This is a genomic window from Chitinophaga sp. RCC_12, from assembly GCF_041360695.1.
Classification (GTDB): domain Bacteria; phylum Bacteroidota; class Bacteroidia; order Chitinophagales; family Chitinophagaceae; genus Chitinophaga.
Genome location: NZ_JBFUPS010000001.1, coordinates 1,136,006 through 1,148,288, shown reverse-complemented (window position 1 = coordinate 1,148,288; position 12,283 = coordinate 1,136,006). Strand labels below are relative to the sequence as shown.

The 12,283-nt window shown below is 48.1% G+C and carries 8 protein-coding genes; all 8 read left to right on the top strand.

All coding sequences use genetic code 11. The annotated features are described in order from the left end of the window. Positions 1 to 5: 5 nt before the first annotated feature. The 8 genes from AB6805_RS04435 to AB6805_RS04400 all read left to right on the top strand — a co-directional run bounded on the left by AB6805_RS04435 (position 6) and on the right by AB6805_RS04400 (position 12,277). Entirely contained in the window at positions 6 to 1,523 is a 1,518-nt protein-coding gene (locus tag AB6805_RS04435; protein ID WP_370908250.1) for a RagB/SusD family nutrient uptake outer membrane protein, read from the top strand. Positions 1,524 to 1,535: 12 nt separating this feature from the next. Next, a complete protein-coding gene (locus tag AB6805_RS04430) occupies positions 1,536 to 2,405 on the top strand; it encodes a PKD domain-containing protein (RefSeq protein WP_370908249.1) in 870 nt (289 codons plus the stop codon). Between the two features lie 29 nt (positions 2,406 to 2,434). After that, entirely contained in the window at positions 2,435 to 3,544 is a 1,110-nt protein-coding gene (locus AB6805_RS04425) for an acyltransferase family protein (RefSeq protein ID WP_370908248.1), read from the top strand. 288 nt (positions 3,545 to 3,832) lie between these two features. After that, a complete protein-coding gene (locus AB6805_RS04420; protein WP_370908247.1) occupies positions 3,833 to 4,375 on the top strand; it encodes an RNA polymerase sigma factor in 543 nt (180 codons plus the stop codon). Positions 4,376 to 4,392: 17 nt separating this feature from the next. Further along, on the top strand, positions 4,393 to 5,520 hold the full coding sequence (locus AB6805_RS04415; RefSeq protein ID WP_370908246.1) for a FecR family protein: 1,128 nt from the start codon (positions 4,393 to 4,395) through the stop codon (positions 5,518 to 5,520). Positions 5,521 to 5,650: 130 nt separating this feature from the next. Beyond that, on the top strand, positions 5,651 to 9,085 hold the full coding sequence (locus AB6805_RS04410) for a TonB-dependent receptor (protein ID WP_370908245.1): 3,435 nt from the start codon (positions 5,651 to 5,653) through the stop codon (positions 9,083 to 9,085). 23 nt (positions 9,086 to 9,108) lie between these two features. Further along, positions 9,109 to 10,944, top strand: coding sequence for a RagB/SusD family nutrient uptake outer membrane protein (locus tag AB6805_RS04405; protein ID WP_370908244.1), 1,836 nt, complete (start codon positions 9,109 to 9,111; stop codon positions 10,942 to 10,944). Positions 10,945 to 10,975: 31 nt separating this feature from the next. Beyond that, positions 10,976 to 12,277 (top strand): IPT/TIG domain-containing protein, encoded by a 1,302-nt coding sequence (locus AB6805_RS04400; protein ID WP_370908243.1) that lies wholly within the window; start codon positions 10,976 to 10,978, stop codon positions 12,275 to 12,277. Positions 12,278 to 12,283 lie beyond the last annotated feature (6 nt).

Below are 12,283 nucleotides of genomic sequence, written 5' to 3'. Positions count from 1 at the left end.
CTGTCATGAGATCAGCGATTATAATATTAATACTACTGCCTGTGTTGTTATGGCAAACAGGTTGTATGAAAGATGTGAATCCAAGCGATGCCCTCACCACAGAAACCATTACCGGTTCTCCCGAAGGGCTGAAGAATGCCGTGAATGGAGCATATTCACTGCTGAAAGATCACGTGCCGTTTAATGGCACCACCGATGATAACAACATGTACCTGCGGCAGTATTTCCAGTTGTCGGATTTTGCCAGTGATGATATCGTATGCGGACAAACAACAGAAGATCCCCTGTTTTATAGTTTCTCGTTAGGCCACTCGCCAACGCAAACGAATACACGCTATTTCTGGTATATCTCCTATAAAATTATCAACGACGCCAACACCGTTATTGAAGCGGTGGAAAAGCAGGCCAATCCTGATGCTACCACGCAACAGATGTTGGGTGAATGCTACTTTCTGCGAGCTTTCAGTCATTTTAACCTGGTGAAATTATTCGCCATGCCATACGCACAAAACCCCGGCGCTCCCGGTGTAATCCTGCGTACTTCTACCAGCGATCCTGCACAAAAGGCACGGGCCAGTGTAGGGGAAGTATATGCACAGATCATTGCAGATGCCAGGAGAGGAGCGGAACTGATGTCGCAAAGCAGGGGATCACAGTATGCCTCCCGCGAAGCGGCATGGGCGCTGCTTTCCAGGGCATACCTGTATGAAGGGAACAACGACAGCACCACTTACTTTGCATCGCAGGTAATTTCGTCCGGCCGCTATTCACTGGCAACCTCCGCTACTTATCCCGATCTGTTTGCCAACGCAGCCGCCGGTACCGAAACCATTTTCTGTGTGGCCTTTACGCAGCTGGACGACTACGGTAAGTTTGGTTCTATCGCTTCTATGATCTATTCCAACGGTAATTCCGGCTGGGGAGAGGAATTTGCGTCTGCGTCGCTGAGAGATACCATGTCCGCTAACCCGGAGGATGTACGCTGGAAATATATTATACCCCTGAAAGATGACAATGGCGTATTGCAGCAGAAGAATGGCATCGATATCTACTATATCTCCAAATTCTCCGGTCAGGGGGGAAGTCCTACGCTGAGCTCACCCATTCTTTTCCGCCTTGCGGAAATGTACCTGAACAGGGCGGAAGCCGAAGCCAAAGCGGGCAAAACAGCCGCGGCGCTCGACGACCTGGATATGATCCGCACCAACCGCGGCTTGTCGGGTGCACTGTATCATCAACAGCTGCCTGCCGGGAAAACTATACTGGACGTGGTGTTGAAGGAAAGGAGACTGGAACTTGCCTTTGAAGGTCACCGCGCCTATGATGTGTACCGCAATAAGAAACCCATGAACAGAACCTACTGGGGGTATCATTTACCGGGCCTGAAAGAATCGGATATCAACCCGGCAGTAAATCCTTCCGGTTATGCCGGCATGGTAGTGCAGCCTGATAATCCGAAGATCATCTATTACATCCCTATCGATGAAATAGAAACCAATAAACTGTGCGTACAGAATCCTTAAAACCACCTGATCATGCAAAAGCAACTGCTCTATATATTTATGCTGCTGTGCGCAGCTTCCGCCTGTAAAAAAGACGATACCAACCCGGCGCCGCTGGTAGTATATACCATTGAAGTAGAAGGGAACCAGGTATCTTTTAATAACACTACTACCGGTGCTACCTCCTGGAAATGGGACTTCGGCGATGGCACTAATTCCACTGAGCAAAGCCCGGTGCATACCTACCAGGGCAAGGGTAAATATGTGCCAACCCTGTATGCCACTTCTGCTGCAGGGGTTACCGCGGAGGGATCTACCGTGATCCGGATCTCCAAAACCTCGCCGGTGAAACTTACTGATAACAGCCTGGCCGACTGGGATACCATCAGTCAGAATGTGATCACTGCCGGTCCGGCAGGCGGCGTTTTCAAAAAGCTGAAATTCGATTACGACGGACAGTTTATGTATTTCTATGGAGAGATGAGCGGTAAACTGGCCGATGGCGCCATTTTCGACGTGTATATCGACAGCGACAACAGTGACGCCACAGGCCTGATCACTTCCCTGTTTACCGGCGCGGCTTACGATGTATTGCTGGAGGGGCAGCTGCTGCTCAATCAGAACACGGCGCCTATCCCGATGGCGATGTATTATCATAACGGGCCGCAAACCAGCTTCAGTTTCGATGTGCAATCAGGAACGGATTTCTTTACGATGGGCACCATTAAAGAAGAAGGGGGGACCATCCGTTTTGAAGGAAAACTGGACCGCTCAAAAATAAAGGGCTTTACGGGAACGGCTATACGGCTGGGCATGGTGGCCACTTCCAGCGATTGGTCCACACAGCTGGGTACCATCCCCGATGAAGGCGCTGCCGCTTTTTTATTAAATATGCCGGAATAAATTATTAATTTAAGCCTACAAACAGGACAATGAGCCAAACAACCAATGTCAGTCAACGATTGATTTCCCTGGATGTGATGCGTGGCCTTATTATGATTCTCCTCGCCGGAGAAAGCGCCCGTATCTATGAGTCGATAGCACATTTACACCCCACGGGGGTAGCCGGCAGTCTGATAACGCAGTTTTTTCACCATCCCTGGAACGGGCTACGGGCCTGGGACCTGGTGCAACCTGCTTTTATGACAATGGCCGGTGCTGCGATGTTCATCTCTTACTATTATAAAACGCAAAAGGGTATTACCTGGTCACAAAATTTCCGGCATATTGCCCTGCGTTGTTTAAAGTTGTTTATATTTGGTACTGCCCTCCATTGCGTATATGCAGGAAGGTTAGTATGGGAGTTATGGAATGTGCTCACGCAGTTATCTGTGACCACCCTGATCGCTTACCTTATCATACGCCGTTCCTTTGGTTTCCAGCTGGCCATAAGCCTTTTACTGTTGCTGGCAACTGATTTAATGTACCGGTTTGTTTTATTGCCCGGTTTCGAAGAGCCATTTATACAAGGTCATAACTTCGGAGCTTTTATGGATACTGTGCTGATGGGTAAGATCAACCCTGACGGATGGGTGACCATTAACTTTATCCCTACCGCCGCGCATACCATCTGGGGCGCGCTGGCCGGGAAGTTACTGATCAGCGACCGGCCGCGGGCGCAGAAAATAAAGATCCTGGTGATCGCGGGGCTGATAGGGCTTGTCGCCGGCTTCGGACTGGACCTGGCAGGCATCACGCCGATCATCAAACGGATTGCCACTGCCTCTTTTACACTGGCTTCCGGAGGATGGGTAATGCTGGTAATGGCCCTGCTGTATTGGATTATAGATGTAAAACAGAATGTGCGTTACGCCTGGATAGCCACCGTAGTGGGTATGAACGCTATTTTTATTTACCTCTTCTTTGAAACGGTAGGCGCTCAATGGGTAAATCCCACCACCGGCATCTTTGTAAAAGGATTTACCGCGCTGGCCGGAATCCCGGAAAGCATCCGGGAAATATTATCCGCCTTTGTGGTACTGGCGCTGGAATGGGGCCTGTGCTACTGGCTGTTTAAAAAGAAGATCTTCTTTAAATTATAGGCTATCTACTGAAACCCCCATGAAAACAAAGCTCCGGTATCCTTTACCGGGGCTTTTATTTTTTTTACCGCGCCCGTATAATTTTCCGATTTTATTATTTACCTTGATTCCAGTTTAATAGTCAATTAGCCAAAATCTTTAGTATCAACGTGAACAATGGAAGAAATAAATTTCTTCCGGATCATTTAATCAAAGTCACTGTAATAAAGTTGCCACCGGGCAGCGTTACAGATATGTTATGTGTTTAAGCTACCTGTAATGAATAATTACCAATAAGGTTCCGGTTACATGAGTCATTCTTCAGACATAGTATTGGTGCAGCGGTTAAAGGAAGGCGATGCTTCAGCGTATGATGCTTTATTTATGAAGTATCACAAGCTGCTTTGCCTGAATGCCTATTGGTTCCTGCGGAATGAGGCAGAAGCCAATGATCTTGTACAGACTTTCTTCCTGGATATTTGGGACAAAAAACTATACCTTCATTTTTCAGGTGATATCAAGGGATACCTGCATCAGGCCGTCAAAAACCGTTGCCTCACGTACCTTAAAAAACAAAAGGCGGAACTGGAAAATAAAGTGGCATTCACCCAGTTACAGGATGAAACCTGTATGGTAAACACTGAAGTTTCACCGGATTATTATAAACAGGTATTAACGGCCATCAACGATATGGCGGTACAAAAAAGATCGGCTATACAAATGGTGTATATCCAGGGAAAACGGTACCAGGAAGCAGCGGATGAAATGGGCATCAGTATCAATTCTTTCAAAACCCATCTGAAAAGAGGGCTGAAAGTATTACGTCATGCAATTACTAATAAGGGGTATTAGCCCGCGTTTTGTTAACAATGGAGCAGGCACAGGAAAAAATATTTGAATTATATCTACAACGTTTGTCGGGAACACTCTCTGCAGAAGAGGAGGAGTATGTCCAGGAAATGTTGCAGCATGATGCCGGCTTCAAAGCGCAGTGGGATCAGCTGGAACAGGAAAGCATGACTCTTCATACAGACAGGTATCTTCAGCAGATTGATTCTGACGCGGCCCTGCACCGGATCAAAGAAGAAAGAACAACACGCCGCCCGGTTATACATCTGAAAAAGTGGCTGTCCGCAGCCGCCATACTGCTCTTGGCAGGCAGCGGTACGTACTATTTCTTTACCCGCACAGCACCGGTAACTTCGCCATCGGTAGCCATGCAGCAACAGAAACAACCGGTTCGCCTGTTGCTGAGTAACGGCGAAAAAGTGGAGCTGAGTAAAGACAGCGGCGCTAAAACCATTGCACTTAACAACGCCACGCTGAACACCAGCAACGGCGCCCTGCAATATACTTCTGCCGACACCGTATTAAATACCCTCGATGTTCCTGCCGGCGAAAGCTATAAGCTTACCTTGTCGGACGGTACGGAAGTATGGCTGAATGCCGCCACCAGGCTGCGTTTTCCTTTTCATTTCGGCAGGGCGGCAAGAGAAATATATGTAGAAGGGGAAGCCTATTTTAAGGTGGCCGCCAATGCGGAAAAGCCTTTTATTGTGCACACAGCGCTTACCAGCGTACAGGTACTGGGAACAGCTTTTAATATTAACACCTATCAGCCGGGAACAGTAAAAACAGCCCTCGTACAGGGCAGCGTTATCACCAAAGGGAAAACGGGTGAGCGCCAAACCCTGCAACCGGGTATCCAGGCCGACTACAACGCCGGACAAGGATTTGTTACCAGCCACTTCGATGAAGAAGAAGTATTATCCTGGCGCAACGGGGTTTACTATTACCACCGTATGCCGCTGACAACCCTTATCGCCGCCGCTTCGCGCTTCTACGGGATGCGCTTTGTATTGGATAAAAACAAAGAAGCCGGACAGGTGGTAACGGGCCTGATGGACCGTAACCGGCTGGAAGATTTCTTATCCGATCTTAAAACAACTGCCCATATCGAATACCATTTATCAGGCAATGAAATTACCCTGAGATAGATTTTTCTTCTCTCAAAAAATATTTTTACTACTCCTTGTCACCCGTTTTCTGAAAAACGATGTAGTTGTGATGAAAGCATTTGTTACCGTCATTTGCTGTACCATCATTTTAACTTGTAAACATTCCCGAATGAGAAAAAGTATACGCCACTGCCAGCTGGCTATGCGAAACGTAGTGCGCATGTTGGTGCTCTGTGCCCTTATATGCACTTCCTTTTCGAGCGTGAAGGCACAAACACCGCCGCCTTCACTGCAGTCAATCGTCACGGTTACCGGTAATGAGGTAACCCTCCTGCAGATCTTCCGGGCCATTAAAAAACAAACAGGGCTTACCCTGGTGTACAGCAATCAACTGCTGAACGATGGGGAAAAAATGTCGCTCAACTTCCAGCAGGCAAAACTGGAGGAAGTACTGGCTTTTATTTTTAAAGATAAAAATATCAGCTACGTATTGCAACGTAACCGCATTGTACTCGACAAAAAAGCCGCGGTGCCGGAAACCACAGTCACCGCGGCGGCAGAGAAACAAGCGGAGTGGCTGGTGCGCGGGCAGGTAATGGATGTAGATGGAAATCCCCTGCCTGGCGCCACTATTACGGTAAAAGACAGTAAGAAAGGAACTGTTACCGATGTAATGGGCGTATTTTCCATTGCGGCCAACAAAGATGACATCATCAAAGTGGCGATGATGGGCATGAATCCCGAAGAAGTAAAAGTGGTGAATCAGAAAACACTCAAGGTAAGCTTAACCGCAAAGGTGGATAAGCTGAACGAAGTAGTGGTAGTAGGTTTTGGCAGCCAGAAAAAAGTAACGGTAACGGGCGCCGTATCCACTGTAAATATGGCCGATATGCAAACGCCGGTGCGCTCCTTAACCAACGCACTGGTGGGCAAGGTGGCCGGTGTAATTTCCATGCAGAGTGGTGGTGGGGAACCGGGTTATGATAACCCCAACTTCACCATCCGCGGTATCGGTACTTTCCAGGGAAGCGTTTCCCCGCTCATCATTGTTGATGGCGTGCAAAGGGAAGATGTAAACAGCACCTACGGCGGCGCTTTTAATAACATTGATCCGGAAGATATCCAGAGTATTTCACTGCTGAAAGATGCTTCCGCTACCGCAGTGTATGGCGCGAAAGGCGCCAACGGCGTACTGATCATCACCACCCGCAGAGGGGTGGCCGGTAAACCAAAGGTATCCGCTAAAGCAGAAACGGGTTTCAGTGGGCTAACCCAGATGCCCAAAATGCTGGATGGCGTGAATTATATGAAGCTGTATAACGAAGCCCGCACCAATGCCGGAGATGAACCGGTATACTCCGATGAATTGATCCGTAAAACAGCCAGCGGGCTCGATCCGTATATCTATCCAAATGTAAACTGGATCAAAACTATTTATAAGGACTGGGCCACTATGGCAAACGCCAATGTGAATGTAAGCGGCGGCGGAGAAGCCATGCGCTACTATGTGTCTATGTCGTTTTACAACCAGGACGGACAATACAAAGTGAATAACATTGGCTACAATCCCAATCTCAATTTCAAAAGATATGATTTCAGGAGCAACGTGGACCTGAACGTCACCAAAACAACACTGCTTTCCCTCAACCTGGCTTCCATGCTGGTAAACACCCGCTACCCGGGTAACTCCGCCGGTTCTATCTGGTATTCCACTTACGCCACCAATCCCATCTCTTTCCCGGTATCCTACCCGGATGGTAAATGGGCAGGCCCGGTTAACAACGGTGGTGCGAACCCGTTTAACCTGGTACAAAACGCTGGCTACTCCACAGAATTCAGACCTTCCATCCAATCCGTGTTATCCCTTAATCAGAAACTGGATGTAATTACAGAAGGACTGAGCGCCAATGCCCGGTTTTCTTTTGATACTTACAGCGAATTTGATAACAGCAGAACCGGTGTAAATGACCTGTTTTATGCGCCCGGCAGAAATGAAGATGGTAGCCTGATTTATAATCAAACCAGGATAGGCAGTACTTACCTGGGCTATGGAGCCTCTTCCACCGGCGAACGCATGATGTACCTGGAAGGTAACCTCACCTATGATCATAGCTTTGGTAAACATAATTTCGGTGGATTACTGGTAGGTAGTATCCGTAACAGGTTGGTGGGTTCTGCCGGAGATGTAAAAGGAGCCATTCCTTACCGTAACCAAAGCGCCGCAGCCAGGGTCACTTATTCCTATATGGATAAATACCTGGCAGAAGTGAATATGGGCGCCACCGGATCTGAAAACTTTGAACAAGGCAAAAGATGGGGCTACTTTCCGGCAGGTTCCGCTGGCTGGGTAATTTCCAAAGAAAACTTTTTCCTCCCTTATACCAAAGTGATCAATCTCCTGAAGATCCGAGGGTCTTACGGGATGACAGGTAACGACCAGATCGACGGGAACCGTTTTGGTTATCTCACCTATTATAATAGTGGTGCGCCTGGAGTGTCTTTCGGTAGCTCCGGTACGCCTTCCTATAATGGAGGCGTTAATGCAGATGTAATCGGTACAGAAAACCTCACCTGGGAAAAATCTGCCAAAACCGATATCGGCCTCGAAGTGGGTTTGTGGAATAAACTGAATATTATCATAGATGGATTCCAGGATAAAAGAAGTGCGATCCTGGTTGCCCGCAAATCCATTTCACCCATTGCAGGATACGGCTCCAGCAGTATTTATGGCAACATCGGAGAAATGGTGAATAAAGGAATAGATGGCAGCATGGAGTATACCGGTCATATCGGGAAAGATATTTCGATTCGTTTATTCGGCAATATTACTTACGCCAGAAACAAGATCATCTACGCAGATAACCCTATCGCCCTGTATGCCTATGCACAACAGGAAGGACATAAGTTTGGCGAATTCAAAGGTTACCAGAGCCTCGGATTATTCACCAATCAGGATGATGTGGAGAAAAGCCCGCAACAGTTCAGGGTAATGCATCCCGGCGATATAAAGTATGCAGACCTCAATAACGATGGCAGGATCGATGGTAACGACCAAACCTATTTAGGCAAATCCAGTTTCCCTACCTGGTCATACGGTTACGGCTTCAATTTCGGATATAAGAAATTTGAGCTCTCCGCCGTATTCGCCGGCGTGGCGGATGTAGGGATCATGGCCAATGGCTCAGGAGTGACCGGTAATGGCGCCGGGGCCGATGGCGTAGGTGTTATTCCTTTCGCCGGTATGGGGCAATATTCCGCCAGTGTACTGGAAGATATGATGAACAGGTGGACACCGGAAAATCCCAGTCAGAATGTGCGCTATCCACGTCTTACCGTAGCTAATACCAACGACAATAACTATTTAAGCAGCAGCTGGTGGATTAAAGACGGTAGTTTCATGCGCCTGAAACAGGCCACCTTCAGCTATTCCTTTATCACACCGGATATGAAACGCAAAGGAATCAGCAGTCTGCAGGTATATACTACTGCTACCAACATGCTTACGTTCACGAAGTTTAAATTATGGGATCCGGAACTGGGCAATTTCGCGGCAAGGTATCCTTATCCTAAAACCGTTACCCTGGGTGTAAGAGCACAGTTTTAATCAAGATCAAAAAGATTATTGTTATGACCAGATATAAATACCTGTTACTTTTTTTCATCGGTATCATTGCCATCACACTGGTATCCTGCAGCAAGTACCTGGACAAAAAGCCGGATAACCTTCTCACCGAAGATCAGCTCTGGCAAACCAGGGCTAATGCGGAAGCTTACTTGAGTAATATCTACAGCGCCCGCCAGGCCGGCGGCGACTATGCCGGCATCGGGGCCGCGGATGAACTCTCTGTTTCTATCCCCGGTACCACGGTAAGGTACATGGTGGGCGGCAACTGGAGTGCGTCCGATTGGTACTTCTACAACTGGGGCGGCTACTATACTGCCATCCGGAAATCTTTCATCTTCGAGCAAAATATCGATAAGGTGCCTGGTGATCAGTTGAGCAACGAACTGAAAGCGCAATACAAGTCGGAAAATCTTTTTCTGCGTGGTTACTTTTACTGGATGCTGCTACGGCAATACGGACCATTCGTGAAGCTCACCGGTACCGTTAGCCAGGATGAAGACATGAACAAATACCCTCGAGCGCCTTTCGACACCTGCGTAAAGTTTATCAATGAAATGATGGATGGCGCAGCAGCCGGACTTCCTTTCGTATGGAGTTCCTCCGGTAACAATGGCCGTGCTACCCGTGGTGCCTGTCTCGCTGTAAAAGCAAAAGTTGCACAGTGGGCGGCAAGCCCCTTGTGGAACGGCAACCCCGCCCTTGCTGGCTTCAAAAACCAGGACGGTACATCACTGGCGCCCGCCGGCTATGATGTAAATAAATGGCGCATCGCCGCACAGGCAGCAAAAGCGATCATCGATTCCAACAAGTATAAATTGTTTACCAACCTCGATAACGGCGGTACTACCTTCGATCCGTTTCTTTCTGTAAGGGATGTATTCCTTACTTCCTGGAATGATGAAATTATCCTTGCCTCCATGAACTGGCAACGCTGGGGATATACCATCTGTTCCTCTCCCGGCCCTGCAGGATACAACCTGTACAATGCTACACAAAACGTGGTGGATGCCTTTTATATGAACAATGGAAAAACCATTAGTGATCCTACTTCCAACTATGTGGAAACAGGCTTTGCTGCACAGGATGGTGAGCATTACTGGGAGAATAAGGAAGGCGACTGGAACATGTACGCGAAGCGTGAACCAAGGTTCTATGCTTACATCGCCTACAACCGCCGCCCGGTGATTGCCGCGGTATCAGTAGATGATAAAAACTATTTCTCTTCTGAAAAAAATAAAGATGGTACCGGCCGCCAGGAATTTTACTACAGCGGTAAATCAGGCATGCAGGGAATGGGCAGCAACATTATCACCGGCTACCTTCCCGCTAAATTACTGAGCCCGAACGATAACCTCCGCAGCATGTCTACCGACGCCTATCGATCTCCGTATATCCTTATCCGTTATTCGGAAATTTTACTCGACTACGTAGAGGCATTGAATGAGTATGATCCGGCTAACCCGGATATCGTGAAATACCTTAATCAGGTAAGAACACGCGCAGGCCTGCCGGGTATTGAAACCGTATATCCGGGTGCCGTAGGTAACCAGGAAGAAATGAGGAAATATATTCTGCGGGAAAGACAAGTAGAATTTTGCTTTGAAGGCGATCGTTATTACACGCTCATCCGCAGGTTGCTGATGAGTAAACCGGAAAACCAGGCGATTTACGGCATGAATATAAATGCGAAAGATAATGACCAGGGATTTTCTTTTACCGGTTTTTATACCCGCACACTTTTCCAGAAAAGATACTGGGATAATAAGATGTATATGTTCCCTATCCAGCAACAGGACCTGGAAAGAGACCGCGCACTAGTGCAAAACCCGGGCTGGTAATTTTTTCTTTATTAATTCTTAACTAACTGCTATGATCAGGCCACTGAATTCATATATACTGAAAGGTTGTTTACTGATGTCTGCCTTGTTGGCGGGATGTTCAAAAGACGACGATCTGAAACACGCGGAAGGGCAACCGGTACTACTCACCGACTTTATCCCCGCTACCGGCGGCAGTACCACGGAAGTACTGATTACAGGTGATAACTTCTCTGCCGATACCTCCGATATTACTGTTACGATCAATGGTAAACGTTGTGCTATCGTGAACGCCAATACGAAACAGATCATGGTAATAGTGCCGAAGAAATGCGGCACCGGCAACCTCGTGGTGAAAGTTGGAAAAGACAGTGTGGTGAGCAGCACGCCGTTTACCTATGTGTTTTCCAGAACAGTTACCACACTTGCCGGCAACGGCACCGCCGGATTTGCCAACGGAAAAGGCGCTGACGCCCTGTTTAGTTTTAACGGGCAAAGCTGGTACCGGATGATGGGGATTGGTGCGGATGATAACGGGAACGTGTATGTGGCAGATCCTGGTAATGCCTGTATCCGTAAAATAGACAGTGAAGGAAATGCAACTGTATTGGCCGGCAGCCCCGGTAACAGCGGAAGCGATGATGGCAAAGGTACTGCGGCGCGTTTCCAGATTCCATACGGCCTGGCACTGGACGCACAGGGCAATGTGTATACCGCAGATCCTGGCACCTGGAGCATCCGCAAAATTACACCGGATGGCACTACCACTACCCTGGGGGGTACAGTACAGGAACCCTGGAATGTTGCAGTAGATAAAACATCCGGCAAAATATATTATTGCAGCACGGGCGGCGGCGGCGTTTTTGAGATGAAGCCGGATGGCAGCAGTGTGGCTATTATTAATGGCATCACGGCGCCAGGTGGTATGGACTTCGACAAAGCCGGCAATCTTTACATATCAAGTAACACAGGCAATACTATTATCCAGTTCAAAGCAGGTACCTGGCAGCCTACGGTTATTGCCGGCGCTACCGGCGTGGCAGGTTATGAAAACGGCGCCGGTACGGCTGCACGGTTTGCAAATCCATGGGGACTTGCAGTAGACATTACCGGCAATATATACGTAGCCGGTAATGGCAGTTACGGCGCTAATGCCGATGAAAGTATCCGCGCTATTTCCGCTAACACCTGGAATGTGACTACCTATGCCGGTAGCAACAGCGCTGGTTTTAAAGATGGTATCGGCGCTGCCGCCTCGTTTAATGCACCCATGGGCGTAGCAGTGGACAAAGATGGGATTGTATATGTGCTGGATAAGAATAATAACAGGGTCAGGAAAATAATTTCAGAATAAACTATA